The sequence below is a fragment of the Streptomyces sp. R-07 genome, from assembly GCF_049913175.1.
In the GTDB taxonomy this organism is placed as follows: domain Bacteria; phylum Actinomycetota; class Actinomycetes; order Streptomycetales; family Streptomycetaceae; genus Streptomyces.
This window is the reverse complement of the sequence record NZ_CP183978.1, coordinates 1156304-1177721: the sequence shown is the minus strand read 5'-3', so window position 1 is coordinate 1177721 and position 21418 is coordinate 1156304. Positions and strand designations below refer to the sequence as shown.

Annotated in this window: 8 protein-coding genes; 7 read left to right on the top strand and 1 reads right to left on the bottom strand. The window is 74.6% G+C overall.

Annotated elements, in window-relative coordinates; genetic code table 11:
• Nucleotides 1–191: 191 nt before the first annotated feature.
• Nucleotides 192–1598: an MFS transporter gene (locus tag ACN9M0_RS05275; RefSeq protein WP_426403203.1), complete on the top strand. Its 1407-nt coding sequence runs from the start codon at nucleotides 192–194 to the stop codon at nucleotides 1596–1598.
• Here the strand turns inward: ACN9M0_RS05275 and ACN9M0_RS05270 are convergent.
• Nucleotides 1595–2584 (bottom strand): AIR synthase-related protein, encoded by a 990-nt coding sequence (locus ACN9M0_RS05270; protein ID WP_426403202.1) that lies wholly within the window; start codon nucleotides 2582–2584, stop codon nucleotides 1595–1597. The two genes, ACN9M0_RS05275 and ACN9M0_RS05270, sit on opposite strands and share 4 nt — an antisense overlap.
• Nucleotides 2585–2775: 191 nt before the next feature.
• Between ACN9M0_RS05270 and ACN9M0_RS05265 the strand changes: the two genes are divergently transcribed.
• From ACN9M0_RS05265 to ACN9M0_RS05240, 6 genes are all read left to right on the top strand, one after another.
• Nucleotides 2776–4323, top strand: a complete 1548-nt coding sequence (locus ACN9M0_RS05265; RefSeq protein ID WP_366038627.1) for an MFS transporter — start codon at nucleotides 2776–2778, stop codon at nucleotides 4321–4323.
• 215 nt (nucleotides 4324–4538) lie between these two features.
• A complete protein-coding gene (locus ACN9M0_RS05260) occupies nucleotides 4539–4967 on the top strand; it encodes an ester cyclase (RefSeq protein ID WP_366038628.1) in 429 nt (142 codons plus the stop codon).
• A 17-nt stretch (nucleotides 4968–4984) separates the two neighbouring features.
• On the top strand, nucleotides 4985–7426 hold the full coding sequence (locus ACN9M0_RS05255; RefSeq protein WP_426403201.1) for an acyltransferase domain-containing protein: 2442 nt from the start codon (nucleotides 4985–4987) through the stop codon (nucleotides 7424–7426).
• Nucleotides 7423–14010: an amino acid adenylation domain-containing protein gene (locus ACN9M0_RS05250; RefSeq protein ID WP_426403200.1), complete on the top strand. Its 6588-nt coding sequence runs from the start codon at nucleotides 7423–7425 to the stop codon at nucleotides 14008–14010. The genes ACN9M0_RS05255 and ACN9M0_RS05250 overlap by 4 nt, the downstream gene beginning before the upstream one ends.
• Nucleotides 14003–17014 carry a type I polyketide synthase gene (locus ACN9M0_RS05245; protein ID WP_426403199.1) on the top strand — a complete coding sequence of 1004 codons (3012 nt, stop codon included), beginning with the start codon at nucleotides 14003–14005 and terminating at the stop codon, nucleotides 17012–17014. The genes ACN9M0_RS05250 and ACN9M0_RS05245 overlap by 8 nt, the downstream gene beginning before the upstream one ends.
• Complete coding sequence (locus tag ACN9M0_RS05240; RefSeq protein WP_426403198.1) at nucleotides 17011–21417, top strand: non-ribosomal peptide synthetase; 4407 nt, start codon at nucleotides 17011–17013, stop codon at nucleotides 21415–21417. Before ACN9M0_RS05245 ends, ACN9M0_RS05240 begins: the two co-directional genes overlap by 4 nt.
• Nucleotide 21418 lies beyond the last annotated feature (1 nt).

Below are 21418 nucleotides of genomic sequence, written 5' to 3'. Positions count from 1 at the left end.
GCGCCGCCCGCCAGCGCCGCACGGTGGCAGCAAGCTGCACGACCGCTTCTGCGGAGACGCCGCCGGCCGGGGCGCGGCGCCTTTAGCGAAATCCAACAGTGCCTCGGCAGTGTGGCGGCCGAGCCCTCGCCCCGGGTGATTCCCCCGCACCCGGGGCGGGGCCCTCGCGAGCTGACGAAAGGCGGCGCACCATGATCACCGCACCTGTCGGGAGTACCGGGGCGCCGGCCCGGACCGCCGGGGAGCCCCCGCACCCGGACACCGGGACCGGGCTGTCCCGGCGGGTGCGCGCGGGATACGCCGTCGGCGCGCTGGCGTCGGGGACCTTCACCACCCTGCCCGGGCTCCTGCTGCTGCCCTATCTCACCGACACCCTCGGGGTCGCGGCGGCACTCGCCGGCCTCGCCGTGCTGGTGCCCAAGGCGTGGGTGGCCGTCATCAACCCGCTGGTAGGACGGCTCAGCGACGGGACGCGGTCCCGCTGGGGGGCGCGCCGGCCGTACGTCCTGTGCGGCGGGCTCGGCATGGCCGGGGCGTTCGCGCTGATGTTCGCGGGCATCGCGGACGGGACCGCGGGGGCGTGGCTCACCGAGACGGGCTTCCTGCTCACGGCCACCGCGTTCGCCTGCTTCCAGATCCCGTACGCCGCGATGCCCGCCGAACTCGCCGCGCGCCGCCAGGATCAGGTGCGGCTGGCCGCGGGGCGCGTCGCCGTGATCGGGGTCGCCGCACTGGTGGCCGGATCCGTGGCACCGGTGCTCGTCGCAGCGGGCGGCGGGGGAACGGCCGGTCACCGCTGGGCGGGCCTCTTCGGCGCGGCGGTGATCGCGGCCGGGGCGCTCGGCGTCTTCTTCGGCACCGCGTCCGCCGGTGGCGGCCCGGTCCTCGAGAGCGAGCCGAGCCTCCGACGCCAGCTCGGCGCGGCACGCGGCAACGCGCCGTTCATGGCGCTGCTGCGAGCCGCCACCGTGCAGACCGTCGCCACCGGGGTGCTGCTGGCCGGAGCGCCGTACCTCGCCCGGCAGGTGCTCGGCGGCCCGGGATGGACCGGTGCCCTGGTCGCCTGTTTCGTCGCGCCCAACTTCGTCTCGACGCCCCTGTGGGCGCGGCTGAGCGCCCGGCTCGGCAGCCGGAGGGCCTACACCGCCGCCTGTGCGCTGTTCGCGGCGGGGTGTCTGCTCGTCCTCGCCGCGCCGCTGCTGCCGGCGCCGCTGGTGCTCGCCGCGATGCTGCTCGCGGGGGCCGGGCACGCGGGACAGCTGCTGTTCCTCTACGCCATGCTGCCGGAGTGCATCGCCGAGGAGGCGCGGCGCACCGGCCGGCGCAACGGCGGCGTCCTCGCCGGGCTGTTCTCCACCGGCGAGGCGGTGGGCCTGGCCCTGGGGCCGTTCCTCTACGCGCAGGTTCTCCAGGTCTTCGGCTATGTGTCCTCGGACGACGGCCGCGCGGCGGACCAGACGCCCCTGGCGGAGCTGGGGATCCTGGTCGGCACGGCGGTCGTCCCCGCGGCGGCGACCGCGATCGCGGTGGCGCTGCTGCGGGGCTACCGGTCCACCGGCGACGCGCGGGACCGGTCCGATCGACGAGCCGTCTCCTAGAGGAGCCGGCGCGCGAGGTCGACCACCGGCGTCGGCAGAGCCGTCGCCGTGCCGTCCGCCGCCGCCAGCTCCACCGGCACGAGGAGGCGTTCGGCGCGGGCGCCGACGCGGCCCACGAGCGCCGCCGACCTGCCGTACGGATGGGACCGCAGCGCCGCGAGCACGCCGGGGGCGGCATCCGGAGCGACGACGAGGCACAGACTTCCCGGGCTCGCCGCGTCCCAGGGAGCGACACCGAGGCTCTCCAGCGCGACCCGGGTCTCGGCCCGGACCGGCAGCGCCCGTTCGTCGAGCCGGACGCCGGCCCGGTCCCGTGCCACGAAGGAACGCAGCACGGCGGCGAGTCCGCCCTCGTTGATCTCGGCGGCCGCCCGTACCGCGCCGCCGTACCCGTTCGAGCGGACGGTGCCGAGGAGACCGGCCAGGGGGGCGCAGCCACTGGTCACATGGTGTTCGAAGCCCAACCCGGCGCGCAGCGACAGCAGATGGGCCTCGTGATCGCCGAGCGGCCCGCTGACCAGGACGCTGTCGCCCGGCTGCATCCCCGGGCGCGCGCCGTCCGCCGGTGAGGCCGGGGGAGACCCGATCGCGGTGGCGGTGACGTAGACCTGGTCGGCCTCCCCGGCCCTCACGACCCGGCCGTGGACGGCGGCGACGGTGACACCGGCCTCACGCGTCGTGTCACGGACCGACTCCGCGAGACGCCGGAGCAGCAGGCGGGGCAGACCCGCCTCCACGGTCAGGGCGAGCGCGACCGTCTGCGGCTCCGCCCCGTCCGTGGCCAGCGAGTTCACCACGCCGCTCACCGCGAGCCGTCCGACGTCACCGCCGCCGAAGAACGGCGGATCGCTCACGTACGTGCCGGTGACCACGACCGGACCGGTGCCCACCGGGGCGAACGACACGGGCCGGACCAGGTCCCCGAGCACATCGGTGACCAGGAGGGCGGGATCGTCGTCGAACCCGGTCTGCTGTTCGAGCGGCATGTGGGGTGTCTCCTTCCTCGCGAACGCCCCGAGCGTACGGCCCGGGCAGGGCGGCCCCAGGGCCCCGGACCGGAGGAATAGGGGTCCCCTAACCCTCCCCTGATGCGTTGTGGCCCGTCTTGCGCGGCCCCTACGTTCGGAGCCGTACCTTCCGTCGTAGAGCGGCCGGCACGGCCGTGCGAGGAGTTGTGGTGGACAAGAGGGAGCATCCGCGCAGGTGGGCGATTCTCGCCGTCCTTGCGGTCGCCGTGTTCGTCGTGTCGATCGATTCGACCGTGCTCAACGTGGCGCTGCCGACACTCGGCAGAGAGCTGGACGCGGGCACGAGCGAACTCCAGTGGATGGTGGACGCGTACTCACTCGTCCTGGCGGGGCTGCTGCTCCTGGCCGGCAGCCTGTCAGACCGCTACGGCCGCAAACGGCTCCTGGTCATCGGTCTGCTGCTGTTCGGCGCGGCCTCGGTCGCCGCGGCCTTCTCCACCGAGTCGTGGGAGCTGATCGCGGCCCGGGCACTGATGGGCGCGGGAGCCTCCGCGTTCATGCCCGGAACGCTCTCCATCCTCGTGCACGTCTTCTCCGAGGAGGAGCGCCCCAAGGCGATCGGCGTCTGGGGCGCGGTGACGGCCCTCGGTGCCGTCACGGGACCGCTCATCGGCGGGATCCTGCTGGAGCACTTCTGGTGGGGGTCGCTCTACCTCATCAACGTCGTCGTGGTCGCCGCCGCCGTGCTCGGCGCGGCCGTCCTGGTGCCCGAGTCCACCGACCCCGGGTCCCACCCGCTCGACCCGCTCAGCACGCTGCTCTCGATCGTCGGCGTGTCGGCGCTCGTGTACGGCGTCATCGAGCAGCCGCGGTTCGGCTGGTCGTCTCCCGAGGTCCTGGCCGGACTGATCGGCGGAGCCGTCGTGACGGTGCTGTTCTTCGTCCGGCAGGCGACGGCCCGGCACCCGATGATCGACCTCGCGGTGGTGCGCAACCGGAGGTTCCTGGGTTCCAGCGGCACGATGGCCGTCCTCATGTTCGCGCTCACCGGCAGCCTGTTCGTCATCACCCAGCAGTTCCAGCTCGTGCTCGGCTACTCGCCGTTCGCCGCGGGGGCCGCCATCCTGCCGGTCGCCGTGGCGCTGATGATCTGCTCCCCGCTCTCCCCGGTGGTCGCCAAGGCCCTCGGCGCGCGCACCACGGTCGTCCTCTCGCTGCTGGTCCTCGCCGCCGGGTACGCCACGTTCGCCCTGTTCACCGAGGCCCACGGATACGGCGCGATGGTCGTGGCGATGGCCCTGGTCGGTGCGGGCATGGGCCTTTCGCAGCCGCTCGTCAACGACGTCCTGATGACAGCCGGCCCCCCGGAGAAGTCGGGACTGCTCTCCTCGATGAACGACACGGTGCAGGAGATGGGCGCCGCGTTCGGCGTCGCGGTCGTCGGCAGCGTGCTGGCCACCCGCTACTCGACGGCTTACGCGCTGGACGGACCCGAGTCCGCGACGCACTCCCTCGACCAGGCGCTGGATGCGGCGAAGACGCTGCCCGACACCGCGGCCGAGGCGACCGTGACCGCCGCCAAGGCGGCCTTCGCGCAGGCGTTCTCGGCATCGGCCGCGGTGTGCGCGGGCGTGGCGGTCCTGGGCGCCGTGGCCGCCGCCGTCCTGATGCCGAAGCTGCTCGCCGCTCCCGGGGCCGGTGACGTGCCGGAGGCGACCGCCGCTGGCGCGCGCGCCGCCGAGGAGAGTGCCGTCTGATCCGTCGGCCCGGCTGACGCGTCCTCATACCCCCCATGAGCAGGCCGCCCACGCGCATTTCCCGTGCGCGTGGGCGGCCTGCTTTTCGCGTTCTCCCGGTCCGTGCGGGGGCGGCTGGGGGTGCGGGGGCACGCGGTAGGGGACGGATAGGGGTGCCCTCAATTCGAACGCATGCGTAGCGTTTTCGCGTAGACATCCATTCGAAAGGGATTTTCATGACCCAGAGCCAGGAAGAGCTGGAAAATGTCCTGCGCCGCTACATCGACGAGCTTCTGAACGGTCACGACGACGACCTCGTCGAGGAATTCATGCACCCCGAATTCCGCCACTTCACGGACGAGAGCGCGCTCGCTCTGGAGAACGACGGCACGGACCTGGAGGGCATCAAGGCCGGCCTGATCGAGGTCCGGGAGAAGCTGGCCCCGCACTACAGCGCCGAGGTCGTGCGCTGGGAGGGCGACATCGCCCACCTCGCCTGGAAGACGACCGTGACGCACCAGGGCTACATCTTCGACCGCGAGCCCACGGGAAAGACCTTCACCCTCACCTACACGGGCAAGACCCGTTTCAAGGACGGGAAGATCTACCAGGCCCAGAACTACTGGGACCCGCAGCAGGCCCTTTCCGTCATCGACGGCGACTGAAGGGCCGGAGCGCACCAGTGACGACATCGACTTGGGCCGGCCACGCGACGGTGGCGGCCGACGCACCGCGCGCCCACGGCAGGGGCCGCACCGCCCTCGTCTTCTCCGGACAGGGAAACCAGTGGCTGGGCATGGGGCAGGACCTCATCGCCCACGAGCCGTCCGCGCGGGCCGTGCTCGAGGAGGCGGACGCCGTCCTGCGCGCCGCCACCGGATGGTCACTCCTCGGCGAACTGGCCGCGTCCCGGGCGGAGTCGCGGCTGGAGGACCCGGCCGTCCTCCAGCCCACGCTGGTCGCGCTGCAGATCGCCCTCGCGCGGCTGCTGGCCGAACGGGGCGTCGTCGCCGACGCCTTCGTGGGCCACAGCCTCGGCGAGATCGCCGCCGCTGCCGCAGCGGGCGCCCTGGACCTGGCCGGCGCGCTGCGTCTGGCCAGGCTCCGGGGTGAACTGATGCGCCGGGCCGTGGGCACCGGCCGCACCGCGCTCCTCGGCGTCGACGCCGAGGCGGCCGCCGCGCTGATCGAACGCCACGGCGGGGCGGCGGACATCGCCGCGTGGAACGCGCCCGGCTCCACCCTCGTCGCGGGAGACGCCACGACCGTCCGGGCCGTGGTGGACGAGCTCGCCGCGCAGGAGGTGTTCAGCAGGCTGCTGCCGGGCGAGATCGCCTTCCACAGCCGTTACCTGGAGCCGCTGCGCGCCGAGTTCGCCGAGGCGGCGCGGGGCATCGAGCCGCGCGCCACCACCGGCGCCCTGGTCTCCACGGTGACCGGGGACGTCGTCGACGGCCCCGCTCTCGGCCACGAGTACTGGGCCGACAACCTGCGCCGCCCCGTCCGCTTCGTCCAGGCCGTCGACACCCTCGTCGGCCTCGGCTGCCGCACCTTCGTCGAGGTCGGCGCCCATCCCACCCTCTCGCCCTCGCTGACCGAGTGCTGCGCGGCGCGGGGCGTCGAGCCCCTCGTCCTGCCCACCCTGCGGCGCGGCGAAGGGGAGCAGGAGAACGTCCTGCGCACGGTGTGGGAGCTGCGCCGGGCCGGTGCGGCCGGGCCCGCCCGGCCCCGCGGCGCGCGCAAGGTGCGCTTCCTCGCGGCGGCCGGCAAGGACGCCCCCCGTATCGCGCTGCGCGGCCGGGTCGCCCAGTTCGCGGCCGGTGCCGCGGCCACCGCGATGGCCGCCCTCGACACGGCGGCCCGGGAGGCGACGCACCCCGCCACGGACACGTACGCGGACCACGCCACGCAGACGTACGCGGACCCCGCCACGGACACGTACGCGGACCCCGCCACGGAGACGTGCGCGGACCCCGCCACGGGGACGTGCGCGGACCCCGCCACGGAGACGTACGCGGACCCCGCCACGGAGACGTACGCGGACCCCGCCACGGACACGTGCGCGGACACGACGCGGCACGGCGTCTCGGTCGACTGGGACACGACCGAGGACCTGGTGCCCGAAGAAGCCTCCGTCGTCGCCGGCCCGGTCGCCCCGGGCGCGGCCACGGTCGCCGCCTACGGCCGTACCCCCGGATCCGCCTGGACCCGGCTCCTCACCGCGCGGCGGGAGGTGCTCGTCCCCACGCCGGAGACCGAGCCGCACACCCTCGCCGCGCTGACCGCGCGCTGCGCCGCGCCGCGCACCGTGGCCGACACCGCCGCCGAGACCGCCTGGCACGCGGAGCGCGACGTCCTGGTACGGCTCCGCCCGGGCATCGCCCCAGGGCTGCGCTCCCTCCTCGACGTGGCGCTCCGGATCACCGCGGCCGTGCTCGGCGCCCACGCCCCCCGGGCGCTTCGGGGCATCGAGCTGTACGCGACCGAGGACCGGCCGTACTGGGTCCATGTGGCCCGGACCGAGGACGGCGGCGCGGGGACCACCGTCATGGCCGAGGACGGACGCCCTCTCCTGCGCGTCGCACGGTCCGCCTGGCGCGACCGGGCGGCCACCGTCACCGGGCCGGCGGACACCGAGGCCGTCCCGGTGCAGGAGTCGGCGGACCTGGACGCCCTGCTCGCGGCCGACGCCGTCACCCGCGAAGCCCTGCTCACCGAGCGGGTGCGCCAGGCCGCCGCCACCGCCCTGCGGACCACCGCCGACCGGATACCGGCGCAGCGCCCCCTGAACAAGCTCGGCATGGACTCGGTCATGGGCCTGGAGATGCGGCGCTCCCTCGCGGCCGACTTCGGCGTCGAGATCGGGCTCGTCCGCATCCTGCGCGGCGCCACGGCCGCCGACCTCGCCGCCGACCTCGCCGCGGAGCTCGGCGAACGGCTCGCACCGGAGCAGACGCCCGGTGCGGCACACGACCAACGGGAACCCGGTCACGGACCGGGACTGCCCGACCTCGACGACCCCGCGGACATCGAGCGGCTCCTCGCCGACCTCGACGCGCTCTCCCCGGAGGAGGTGGACTCGCTGCTCGGCCGACTGGCCGGTGACGCAGCGGGCGAGATATGACGACACACCAGGCCCCGCCCACGACGGGCGCCACCGCCTCCGCCACCACGGACGAGCGACGCGCCCTCCTCCGCGCCGAGCTGCTGCGCCGGGCCGCCGCCCGGACCGCCGCGGCCCCGCCCACCACCCACCCCGTGTCCGAAGGACAGCGCGCCCTGTGGCTGTTCGAGCAGATGCACCCCGGCAGCCCCGCCTACCACCTGTGCTTCGCGGCCCGGGTCAGCGGCCCGTTGGACGCGCCGGCACTGCGCACCGCGCTGCAGGGCGTCCTCGACACCCACCCCGTCCTGCGCACGGCCGTGCTCCAGGAGGACGGCCGCCTCGTCCAGCGCGTCGTGACCGGCGCCCAGGTCGAGTTCGCCGAGCAGGACCTGAGCGGCCGCGACGACACCGAGATCGATCGCGCCGTCTCGGCGTTCGCCGAACGCCCCTACGACCTGGCCGAAGGCGCCTTCCTGCGCTGCCTGCTGCTGCGGCTCGGCGAGGACCGGCACGTCCTCCTCCTCGGCACCCACCACATCGCGGCCGACCTGTGGGCCTTCTCGCTGATCCTCCGCGACCTCCAGCAGGCCTACCCGGCGGCCCGCGACGGCCGCCCCGTCACCCTCGCCCGGCCCGCCGCCGACTACCAGGAGTACGTCCGCTGGCAGCGCGAGCTCGTCGACGGCGCCAGGGGCGCCGGGAGCGCCGCCTTCTGGGCGGACCGGCTCACCGGCGAGGTGCCCCGCCTCGAACTGCCCGCCGACCGGCCCCGCCCCGCCCGCCCCAGCCACCGCACCGCCGTGCACACCTTCGCCCTCGAGGCGGACGTCACCGCGGACCTGCGCCGCATCGCACGGGAGACCGGCGGCACCCTCTACACGGCCGTCCTGTCCGTGTTCAACCTGCTGATGCACCGCTACACCGGGCAGGACGACATCTGGCTCGGCTCGGTCGCCGCCGGCCGCGCCAACGCCGCCTTCGAGGACGTCGTCGGCTACTTCGCCAATCTGATGGTGCTGCGGACCCGCATCGAGCGGCAGCAGACCTTCCGCTCCCTCCTGGACCAGGTGCGCGACACCGCGCTCGACGCCATGGAGCACCAGGACTACCCGTATCCGCTCGTCGCCGAGCAGGCCGCCCGGAAGGGCCCGGGAGGCAGCCTGTTCGACGTCGCCTTCTTCTACGAGTCCACCTCCTCGGCCTCCGAGCAGGGCCTCTCGCTGTTCGCGACCGGCGCCGCCGGCGCCCGGCTCGCCGTCGGCGACCTCGTCATGGAGCCCCACCCGGTGGCCGTCCAGGGCAGCGAGCACGACCTGACCGTCTTCGCCGAGGAGGTCGACGGCACGGTCAGCTGCTCCCTGCGCTACGCCACCGACCTGTTCGACCGGGAGACCGCGGAGGCCCTCGGCCGGCACTTCCGGGCGCTCGCCGCGGCCTGCGCCGCCCGCCCCGACACCCCCCACGGGATGCTGCCCATGCTCTCCGACGAGGACCGCCGACAGGTCCTCACCGACTGGAGCCGGCCCGGCGACCCGTCCGCCCTGGCCCACCGCGGCGTCCACCAGCTGGTGCTCGACCAGGCCGCCCGTACCCCGGACGCCACGGCCGTCGAGTGCGGCGACGAGCGGCTCACGTACCGCGAACTCGCCGAGCAGGCGGCGGCCCTGGCGCTCGTGCTGCGCGCCCACGGCGTCGGCCCCGAGACCAAGGTCGGCCTCACCGGCGACGGCACCCCCCGGCTCTTCGTCGGTCTGCTCGCCGTCCTGATGGCGGGCGGTGCCTACATTCCGCTCGACCCCACCTACCCGGTCAAGCGGCTCGAGTACATGATCGAGGACTCCTCCGTCGCCCTGCTGCTCGCCCAGCGCGCCGTCGTCGGCCGGCTGCCCGCGGTGGACGTGCCCGTCCTCCACCTCGACGACGTCCACGAGCCGCCCGTGCCCGCGCCCGCGCTGCCCGAGCCGGACGGCGACCGGCTCGCGTACGTCATCTACACCTCCGGCTCCACCGGCCGCCCCAAGGGCGTCATGGTCGAACACGCCGGACTCGTCGACTTCGACCTCGCCCACCGCGAGTCGATGCCGCCCCGACCGGGCCGGCGGGTCCTGCAGAACGCCTCCATCAGCTTCGACGTCAGCACCTGGGAATGGATGATGGCGCTGACCACCGGAGGCACCCTGGTGGTCGCCCCGCGCGAGGAGCTGCGCCCGGGCCCCCCGCTCGTCGACACGATCCGGCGCGAGCGCGTCACCACGCTCAGCGCCACCCCCTCCGTCCTCGCCACGATGGACCCGGCCGACCTGCCCACCGTCACCGAGCTCACCTCGGTCGGCGAGGCCATCTCGGCCGACCTCGTACGGGCCTGGTCGCCGGGGCGCCGCATCGTCAACGCCTACGGCCCCACCGAGATCACCGTCTTCTGCACCACCGAGATCTGTGCCCCCGACGGAGCTGTCCCGCCGATCGGCCGCGCCCTGCCCGGCACCGAGCTGTACGTCCTCGACGCCGAGCTGCGCCCGGTCCCGGCCGGCGTCGTCGGCGAGCTGTACCTGGGCGGCACCGGCGTCACCCGCGGCTACCAGAACCGGGCCGACCTGACCGCCGACCGCTACCTCCCGCACCCCTTCTCCGACACCCCCGGCGCCCGGGTCTACCGCACCGGCGACCGCGTCCGCTTCGACCGCGACGGCACCCTGCACTACCTGGGCCGCGCCGACCACCAGGTCAAGATCCGCGGCGTACGCATCGAACCGGGCGAGGTGCAGGACGCCCTCGACTCGCACCCCGGCGTCCGCGAAGCGGTCGTCATGGCGCGTCCCGGCCGTGACGGACGGCTGATCCTGGCCGGCTACGTCCTCAAGGAGCCGGCGGCCGAGCCGCCCACCGTCGCCGCGCTGCGGGCACACCTGGCCGAGCGCCTCACGTCGGCGATGATCCCCTCCCACCTGTTCGTCATGGACACCTTCCCGCTGAACCCCAACGGCAAGGTGGACCGAGCGCTGCTCCCCGCCCCCGAGGAGCTGCCGGAGGACGACGCCCGCGCGTCCCTCCCGCCGCGGACCCCCACGGAGAAGGCCGTCGCGGAGGTGTGGAGCGAGCTCCTCGGCATCGAGCGGATCGGCGCCGACGCCAACTTCTTCGAGCTGGGCGGCCACTCCCTCCTCGCCATCCAGGCGGCCTCCCGTCTCCACGAGCGCACCGGCGTCGAACTCCCCCTGCGCGACCTCTTCGACGCCCCCGTCCTGCGCGACGTCGCCGCCCGCATCGTTGTGCTCGCCGAGGCCGGCCGGGCGGTCACCGGCACGGCGGCCAGGACCGAGCCGGTCCCGAGGCTGCCGCGCGGACCCGAAGGCCTGCCCCTGTCCTCGGCCCAGCAGCGGATGTGGTTCGTCGAGCAGCTCAGGCCCGGCGGCCTGGCCTACCGCATCGCCGGCGAGCTCCACCTCGACGGGGCCGTCGACACCGCGGCCCTGCGGTCGGCGATGACCGAGGTCGTACGGCGTCACGAGGCGCTGCGCACCGTGTACGTCGCCGTGGCGGGCGAGCCCCGCCAGGTGGTCGTCGACGGCGCCACCGACGAGATCCTGCCCCTGGCCGACCTCTCCGGGCTCGCCCCCGACGCCCGGGAGGCCGCGCGCGAGGAGCACACCAGGGCCTTCAACCAGCGGCCCTTCGACCTCACCCGCTCGCCCCTGCACACCCAGCTGATCAAGCTGGCCGCCGACCGGCACGTCGTGCAGCTGTCCGTGCACCACATCGCCGCCGACGGCTGGTCCATGCGCCTCGTCGTCCGCGAACTGACCATGCTCTACGCGGCGTTCACCCAGGAGTCCGCAGACACGCCCGCGGTCCTGGCCGGACCCGTCGTCCAGTACGCCGACTTCGCCGGCATGCAGACGGCGCGCCAGAACAGCGAGGCGGGACAGACGGAACTGGCCCACTGGGCCGAGGTGCTCGACGGCGCCCCCGCCGCCCTGGAGCTGCCGACCGACCGGCCGCGCCGGGACCAGCAGGACCGGCCCGCCGCACGGCAGCGCCGTACCGTCGACGCCGAGCTCGCCGGCCGGCTGCGCGCCCTCGCCGGCGAGGAGAACGCCTCGCTCTCCATGGCGCTGCTCACCGTCTACAACGCCCTCCTCGCGCGCTGGTCCGGCCAGGACGACATCGTCGTCGGCATGCCCGTCGCCGGCCGCGGCCGCCAGGACCTGGAGCACAGCGTCGGCCTGTACGTGAACACCGTCGCCGTCCGCACCGACACCTCCGGCGGCCCCGCCTTCCGCGAGCTGCTGCGCCGGGTGCGGGCCACGGCCCTGGACGCCGACGCGCACCAGGACGTGCCCTTCGAGCGGATCGTGGACCGGCTGGCCCTGGACCGGGACCTGACCCGCACCCCGGTCTTCCAGGTGCTGTTCAACATGCTCAACCTGGACGACTCGCACCCGCCGCTGCCCGGTGTGCGGACCCGGCTCGTCGAGACCGAGGACCTCAGCGCCCGCTTCGATCTGACGCTGTACGTCAAGCCGGCCGCCGACGGCTCGCTCGGCCTGGACCTCGTCCACGACGCCTCGCTCTTCGACGCCTCCACCGTCACGGCGTTCCTCGACCAGTTCGAGGCGCTGCTCGCAGCTGCCGCCGCCGAACCCGGACGCCCGCTGCGCGAGCTGAGCGTGCCCCGCCCGGCCGCGCTGCCCGACCCGGGCCGGCCGCTGCCGCCGGAGCCCTGGACGGCAGCCGTGCACGAGCGGTTCGCCGCCACGGCCGCCGCCCGCCCGGGCGCCGTCGCCCTGCGTCACCGGGGCACGGAGCTGACGTACGGCGAACTGGCCGCCGCCGTCGACTCCCTCGCCGCCGAGCTGCACGACGCCGGAACGGGCCGCGGCGACGTCGTGGCCGTGCACGCCGAGCGGACCCCCGCCCTGGTCGTCGCCGTCCTGGCCGCCCTGCGCTCCGGAGCCGCCTTCTCCGTCCTCGACCGGGCCCATCCCGCCGAGCGCCGGGAGCAGTGCGCGCGGCTCCTGGGAGCGAAGGCCTGGCTGGAGACGCGGGCCGGGCAGCCCGAGGTCCTCGGCCCGCCGCCGGGATTCACCGGCACCGTCACCACCGCCGCCGCGGCGCCGCACCCCGCCCCGGGGTTCGCGCCCGCGCTCCCGGCCGACACCGCGTACATCGCGTTCACGTCGGGCACCACCGGCGCTCCCAAGGGAGTGTCGGCGAGCCACGCCCCGCTCGCCCACTTCGTCGACTGGTACACCCGCACCTTCGACGTGACCGCCGACGACCGGTTCGCGCTGACCTCGGGCCTGAGCCACGACCCGCTGCTGCGCGACCTGTTCGTGCCGCTCTCGGCCGGCGCCCGCCTGCACGTTCCGGACGAGGACGTCCGGGCGACCCCGGAGACCTTCGCAGCCTGGCTGGCCGGCGAGGGGATCACCGTCCTGCATCTCACCCCGCCGATGGCACGGTTCCTCGCCGGTCTTCCCGACGGCTGCCTGCCGTCGCTGCGCCTCGTCGTCTTCGGCGGGGACGTGCTCACCGGCAGGGAGACCGCCCTCATGCGCCGCCTGGCGCCGGGCGTCCGCCTGGCCAACTTCTACGGTGCCACCGAGACGCCACAGGCCCCGGCCTGGCACACGGTGGGCGAGGCCGCCCCCGACGAGCCCGTGCCGCTGGGCAAGGGCATCGACGGGGCCCAGCTCCTGGTGATGCGGGACCGGGCCCCCGCGGCGGTCGGTGAGCTGGGCGAGATCGTGGTCCGCACCCCGTACCTCGCGGACGGCTATCTCGGCGACGACCCGTCGGGCCGGTTCACCGCCGATCCGGCGGGAAGCCACGGAGAGCGCCTCTACTTCACGGGCGACCTCGGCCGGTACCGGGAAGACGGCACGGTCGTCTTCGCGGGCCGCGCCGACCGTCAGGTGAAGGTGCGGGGCCACCGCGTGGACCTCGCCGGCGTGGAGCACTGCCTGCGCAGCCACCCCGCGGTCACCGCGGCCGTGGTGACACCCGTGTCCGACAGCACCGGCGAGCTGTCCATCGCCGCCTGGGTCACCACGGACGCCACCAGGGACCCCGCCGTGGACGGTGACGCACTGCGGACGTACCTGCTCACCAGGCTGCCCGCACCGATGGTGCCGGGCGTCCTGGAGGTGGTCGACGCCTTCCCGCTGACCGCCAACGGCAAGGTCGACGTCGCCCGGCTGCGGGCCCGTCGCCGGGCGGCCGAGCGCGCCGGCACCACCCGCACACCGGTCACCCGCACCGAGGAACGCGTCCGGGCCCTGTGGCGGGAACTGCTGGACGTCGAGGACCTCGGACGGGACGACACCTTCTTCGGCCGCGGCGGCCACTCGCTCCACCTGGTGCCGCTGCAGACCCGGCTGCGGGAGGAGTTCGCCCTCGACGTACCGGTGGTCGACCTGCTGCGGCACCCGACCGTCGCCGCACTCGCACGCCACCTGGACGGACTCGCCGACGGCGGGACCGACGGGGCGGCGACCGCGGCACACACGAACAACCAGGCCGTTCGCGACGAAGCGGCCGAGCGCGCCAGACGGGTCGCCGACCGGCGGCGCCGGATGAGAAGGGGGCAGGGGGATGTCTGAGCTTGTGGGACACGCGGACGACGAGGCGGACCAGCCGGAGCGGATCGCCGTCGTGGGGCTGGCCTGCCGGGTGCCCGGGGCCGACGACGCCGCCGGATTCTGGGACAACCTGGTGCGGGGCGTCGAGTCGATCGAGCGCCTCGACCCGCCCGCGGACGCGCCCGACGGCTACGTACCGGCCGTCGCGCGCCTGAAGGGCGCCGAGGACTTCGACGCCGCCTTCTTCGGCATGACTCCGCGCGAGGCGGAGCTGGCCGACCCCCAGCAGCGGCTCTTCCTGGAGCAGTGCTGGGCCGCGCTCGAGGACGCCGGGTGCGACCCGCAGCGCGCCCAGGGCCGCGTCGGCGTGTGGGGCGGCACCTCGTTCAACTCGTACCTGGTGCTCAACGTGCTGCCGGGCCTGGACCGGGACCGGATGCTCGGCGAGTACCCGGCGGCCCTGCTGCACGGCAACGACAAGGACTACCTGACCAGCCGGGTCGCCCACCGCCTCGGCCTGACCGGCCCCGCCGTCACCGTGCAGACGGCCTGCTCCACCTCGCTCGTCGCGGTCGCCGAGGCCGCCCGGGCCCTGCTCGACTACCAGTGCGACCTGGCGCTGGCCGGAGGCGCGTCGCTCAAGCTCCCGCAGGACTGGGGCTATGTGTACGAGACCGGGGGCATCCAGTCGCCCGACGGCTACTGCCGGGCCTTCGACGCGGACGCCGCCGGCACGGTCTTCGGCAGCGGAGTCGGCGTCGTCGCCCTCAAGAGGCTCTCCGACGCCCTCGCCGACGGCGACCGCGTCCACGCGGTGATCCTCGGCTCGGCCGTCAACAACGACGGCGCACGCAAGACCGGATACACCGCGCCGAGCGTCGACGGCCAGGTCCAGGTGCTCCACGACGCCTACTACGCCGCCGACGTCAGCCCCGCGACGGTCGGCTACGTGGAGGCGCACGGCACCGGCACCGCCATCGGCGACCCGGTCGAACTCGCCGCGCTCGACGAGGTGTTCGCCGCCGAGGGCGTGGCTCCCGGATCCGTCCCGATCGGCTCTGTCAAGACCAACATCGGCCACCTCAACGCCGCCTCCGGGGTGATCGGGCTCATCAAGACGGTCCTCGCCGTGCGCGAGGGCCACCTGCCGCCGAGCCTGCACTACCGCGAGCGCAACCCCCGCACCAGCGAGAAGTCCCCGTTCGCGGTCAACGACCGGCTGCGCCCCTGGCCGGCCGGCGACGGGCCCCGCCGCGCGGGCGTCAGCTCCTTCGGCGTCGGCGGCACCAACGCCCACGTCGTCCTGGAGCAGGCGCCCCCCACCCCGGCCCCCGCCCGTACGGACGGTCAGGACCTCCTCCTCACGGTCTCGGCGCGCACCCCGTCCGCCCTCGCCGAGTCGGCCGACCGGCTCGCCCGGGCGATCGAGGACGCCCCCGCCGAGCGGCTCGCGGACATCGCGCACACCCTCGCCCACCGGCGCCGGCGCTTCCCGCACCGGGCCGCCGTCGTCGCCGCCTCTCCCGCCGAGGCGGCCGCCGCCCTGCGGAAGGCCGGCGCCGAACACGCCACCGGCGAGACCCCGGCCGTCTTCCTCTTCCCCGGCCAGGGCACCCAGTACCAGGGCATGACCGCGGAACTCCTCCGCACGGAGCCCGAGTTCGCCCGGCACATCGACGAGATCGCCGAACTGCTCGCCCCGCACACCGGAACGGACCTGCGCGGCCTGCTGAGCACGCCGGCACAGCCGGGCGCCGACGACCCGCTGGTCGCCACCCAGCTCGCCCAACCCGCCCTGTTCGCCGTCGAATACGCCCTGGCCCGCTGGTGGACGGCCCGCGGGGTCACGCCCGCCGCCCTGCTCGGCCACAGCCTGGGGGAGTGGACCGCGGCCTGCCTGGCCGGCGTCTTCACCCTGGAGGACGCCGTCCGCCTGGTCGCCGTCCGCGGCCGGCTGATGGGCGAGCGGCCGCGCGGCGCGATGCTCGCCGTGGAGCTGACCGAGGACGAGGCGCGTGCCCTGACAGGGCCCGACCTCGGCATCGCCGCGCTCAACGCACCGCAGCGGATCGTGCTGTCCGGCACCGAGGAGGCCGTGGCCCGGACCGAGTCCCTGCTCGGCGCCCGCGGTGTCGCGGCGAAGCGGCTCGTCACCTCGCACGCCTTCCACTCCGCGATGCTCGACCCGATGGTGGAACCGTTCGCCGCCGAGGTCGCCCGGGTGCCGCTGAGCACCCCCCGTATCCCCTTCGTGTCGAACGTCACCGGCACCTGGATCACCGACGCCGAGGCGACCGACCCGCGCTACTGGGCCGGGCAGGCCCGGGCCGCCGTCCGGTTCGCCGACGGTGTCGGTGAACTGCTCGCCGCCGCCCCGGACGCGGTCCTGCTCGAACTGGGCCCCGGCCGGGCCCTGGGACGCTTCGCCGCCCAGGTCGCGGGCCCCGGCCTCCGGCCGGTCAGCACCGTGCGCGGCGCCCGGCAGGCGGGTGCGGACCGGCGCCATCTGCTCCGGGCCCTGGGACAGGCATGGGCCCGCGGTGTCGATGTGGAACTGCCCTCGGACGGCACGGCCACGGCCGTGCCCCTGCCCGGCCACCCGATGGAGCGCCGCCGGCACTGGATCGAGACGCGGGAGACCCCGGCGCTGCCCCCGGCCCGGGCCGCCGTGCCCGACGCCGGACCCCACGACGACACCGCACCCACGGCCGGCCAGGCCCCGACCCAGGGGCAGGCTCCGGCCCGCCCCCCGGCGCCCGAGGTGTCGCCCGACGCGGGACCGGTCGAGCGGATCGCCGCGATCTGGCGGGAGCTGCTCGGCATCGAGCACATCGGACCCGACGACGACCTGTTCATGCTCGGCGGCGACTCGCTCAACGCCTCGCAGCTCGTCTCCCGGGCCAACCGGCTCTTCCGGGTGGAACTCCCCCTGGAGGACTTCCTGGACGAGCCGACCGTACGGCGGATGGCCGAACTCGCCGTCCGCGCACAGACCGACAACCCCCACGAGGCGGTGGAGCAGTGACCATCCAGACGACCGAACCGCTGTCGTTCGCACAGCAGCGCATGTGGTTCATGGAAGAGCTCGTGCCGGGCACCGCCCTCCAGAACATCCCGCTCGCCGTGCGACTGACCGGCCCGCTCGACCTCGCCGCGCTCGGCGGCGCCTTCCGCGCGGTCGTGCGCCGCCACGAGACGCTCCGCGCCTCCTTCGGCGTCCACCGGGGCACCCCCGGCCAGCGCGTGCTCGCCCCGGAGGAGGCGGAGCCCGTCGTCGAGCACGCCGACTTCAGCCGCGGCGCCCCCGCCCAGGACGCCGGGACGATCACCGACTGGCTGACCGCGCAGGCCACCGCGCCCTTCGCCCTCGACCGGCCGCCGCTGCTGCGGATCGGCCTGGCCAAGCTCGCCGACGAGGAGCACATCCTCGCCCTCACCGTGCACCACATGGTCTGCGACGGCTGGTCGCTCGACGTGCTCATCCGTGAGTTCAACCGCGCCTACACCGCACTCACCGCCACTCCCACCGGGACCGGGAACGCCGATCTGCTGCCCGAACCTCCCGTGCGCTACTCCGAGTTCGCCGAGCGCCAGCAGCAGCGGTTCGCCGACGGCACCATGGACGCCGACCTCACGTACTGGCGCGAGCGCCTCGCCGGCGACCTGCCGGCCCTCGAACTCCCCACCGACCGCCCCCGCCCCGAGGAGCCCGGCTACCGGGGTGCCCGGATCCGCCGCGAGATCCCCCAGCCGCTCGTCGACTCCGTCACCGTCCTCGCCCGCGGCCGGGGCGTCACCCCGTACATGGTGCTGCTCGCCGCCTACGGCGCCCTGCTGCAGCGCTGCGCAGGACAGAGCGAGATCGTCGTCGGCACGCCGATCGCGGGCCGCGGCGACGTCGACACCGAGGAACTGATCGGCCTCTTCGTCAACACCCTCCCGCTGCGGATCGACCTCTCCGGCGACCCGGACTTCGGCGACCTGGTACGACGCGTCCGCAAGACGGCCCTCGGCGCCTACGCCCACCAGGGGCTGCCGTTCGAGAAGATCGTCGAGGACCTGCGCCCTGACCGCGGCAGCCACCTCACCCCGCTGTTCCGGACCATGTTCGTCCTCCAGAACGCCACCACCAGCACCCTGGACCTGCCGGGTCTGGCGGCCGAGGCCGTCGAGACGCACAACGGCACCTCCCGCTTCGACCTCCAGCTCATCCTCGGCCGGCGCGCCGAGGGCTGGGTCGCCACTCTCGAGTACGACAGCGACCTCTTCGACCGGACCACCGCCGAGCGCATGCTCGACCGCTACCTGGTGCTGCTCGAAGGCGCCGTCTCCGCCCCGGACACCCGCCTGTCCCGGCTGCCGCTGCTCAGCGGCACCGAACGGCGCCGCGTCCTCGACATCGGCCGCCGCTCGCAGGACTTCCCCGTCACCGCGTGCCTCCACGAGACGTTCGCGGGCCACGCCCGCCGCCGGCCCGACGCCGTCGCCGTCTCCTGCGCGGGCGAGCACCTCAGCTACGCCGAACTCGACCGCAGGGCCGAAGCGCTGGCCGTACGGCTGCGCGCAGCCGGCGTCGGCCGCGAGACCCTGGTGGGCCTGTTCCTGGAGCGGGGCCTCGACACCGCCGTCGCCATCCTCGGCGTGTTCAAGGCGGGCGGCGCCTACGTGCCGATGGACCCGCTCTACCCGGCCGCCCGGCTGGCCCGCATCCTCGGCGACGCCACCCCGCACGTCCTGATCACGCACGACGCGCTGCGCGACGCCCTGCCCGCGTACGACGGCCACCTCCTGGTCCTCGACCGTCCCGAGGAGCCGTTCCCGGACCCGGCCCGGGCGGTGCCCGACCGCGATCCGGCGCCGCTCGCGCCCGACAACACGGCGTACATCATCTACACCTCCGGCTCCACGGGCACCCCCAAGGGAGTGCAGGTCACGCATGCCACGGTGGCCCGGATGTTCGCCGCGATGACGGCCACCTCCACCTACGACTTCGACGAGCACGACGTGTGGCCGATGCTCCACAGCTACGCCTTCGACGTCTCCGTCGTCGAGATGTGGGGCGCCCTGCTGCACGGCGGCCGGCTCGTCGTGGTGCCGGTGGAGACCGCCCGCGACCCGGAGGCGTACTACGCCCTGGTCCGCGAGGAGGGCGTCACCGTGCTCAACCAGACCCCCTCCGCCTTCGTCCACTTCGCCGCCGTCGACGCCCGGCACGACCCGGACGAGCTCCCGCTGCGCGTCGTCATCTTCGGCGGCGAGGCGCTGGAGTCCGGCACCCTCGCGAGCTGGTTCGAGCGGCACGGCGACCGTTCCCCGCGGCTGGTCAACATGTACGGCATCACGGAGACCATCCACGTCACCATCCGCGAGATGACCGCGGAGGACGTACGGCTGAACCGGCGCAGCCCCATCGGCCGGCCCATGCCCGACATGGAGCTGTACGCCCTGGACGACCTGCTGCAGCCCGTGCCCATCGGCGTCACCGGAGAGCTGTACGTCGGCGGGCCCGGCCTGGCCCGCTGCTACTTCCGCGACCCGGTGAAGACCGCCGACCGCTTCGTGCCCCATCCCTTCACCGACCGGCCCGGCGAGCGGCTCTACAAGAGCGGCGACCTCGCACGGCTCATGCCCCGCGGCGAGTTCGAGTACGTCGGCCGGGCCGACCACCAGGTCAAGATCCGCGGCTACCGCATCGAGACCGGCGAGGTCGAGGCCGCCCTGCTCGACCACGAGGAGGTGCACGCCGCCGTCGTCGTACCGCAGCAGGGCGCCGACGGCGAGACGCGGCTGTACGGCTACGCCACCCTGGAGCCCGGCGCCGGCGCGGGCCGGAGCACCGAGGACACGGCGGCCGTGCTGCGCGACCACCTCACCGAACGCCTGCCCGCCTACATGGTGCCCACGGCCGTCGTCGTCCTCGACGCCCTGCCGCTGACCGTCAACGGCAAGGTCGACCGCAAGGTCCTCCCCGTGCCGGAGCCGGTCCGTACCGCCGGCACGACCGCCTACGTCGCCCCGCGCACCGCCACCGAGGCACGGATCGCCCGCGCCTGGCGGGAGCTGCTCGGCCTCGACCGGGTCGGTGTGCACGACAACTTCTTCGACCTCGGCGGCTACTCGCTGCTGGCCACCCGGCTCGTCTTCCGGCTCCGTGAGGAGTTCGACACCGAACTGCCGCTGCGGGTCCTGTTCTCCGACCCGACCGTGGCCGGAATCGCCGGCGTGCTCGACGCGGCCGGAGCCCAGGACGAGACGCCCGCGGCGCCTGTCGAGGCCATGCGCGCCGACATCCGCCTCGGTGACGGCATCTCCGGCTACCCCGCCCCCGAGCGGCCCGGCGGCGAACGGGACGTCCTGCTCACCGGCGCCACCGGATTCCTCGGCGCCTTCCTGCTCGACGCGCTCCTGGAGCACACCGGTGCCACCGTGCACTGCCTGGTACGCGCCCAGGACGAGCCCGCCGCCCGGCACCGCCTGGAGCGCGTGCTGACCGGCTTCGGACTCTGGGACGCGAGCCGCGCCGGCCGGATCCGCGCCGTCCCCGGCGACCTCGCCGCCCCCCGCCTCGGCCTGGACCCGGCGACGTACCAGGAGCTCACGGCCCGGATCGACGCCGTCTACCACTCCGGCGCGGCCGTCAACCTCGTGCTCCCCTACGAGGAGCTGAGCCCCGCCACCGTCGAGGGCACCCGCGAAATCCTCCGCCTCGCCACCGCGACCGGCCGCGCGGCCGTCCACCACGTCTCCACCGTCGGCGTCTTCGCCGGCCCGCCGGCCGACGGCGGAGCCCTGTCGGAGACCGCCGTCACCGGACCGCCGGAAGAGCTGCGCCAGGGCTACACCCAGAGCAAGTGGGTCGCCGAACAGGTCGTCGCGCTCGCCAGAGCGGAGGGCGTGCCGGTCACCGTGCACCGTCCCGCCCGCATCGCCGGCCACACCGTGACCGGTGCCTGCCAGAGCGACGACTTCCTGTGGCGGGTCGTCAAGGGCTGCGTCCAGGCGGGCGCCGTCCCCGAGGGCATCACGGCCGAGGCGGACCTCGTGCCCGTCGACTACGTCGCCCGGGCCATCGTCGCGGTCGCCGCGCGCCCCGAGGCGCTCGGAGGCATCCACCACCAGGTCAACACCCGCCCGGTGCCCCTCACCGAGGTCCTCGACCACGTCCGCGACCACGGCTACCCGCTCGCCGAGAAGAGCCTCGGCGACTGGGTCGACCTCATCAAGGCCGACCCCGACAACGCGGCCTACCCGCTGCTCAGCCTCTTCGACCCGGCCGGCGGCGGCTTCGTCGCCGTCCGCTTCTCCGACGACGACACCCGCGCCCACCTCGCCGGCACCGGCGTGGAGTGCCCGGTCCTCGACGCGGACCTGTTCCGCACCTACCTCGACTACTTCGTGCGCTCCGGGTACCTCCCGGCGCCCCGCTGAC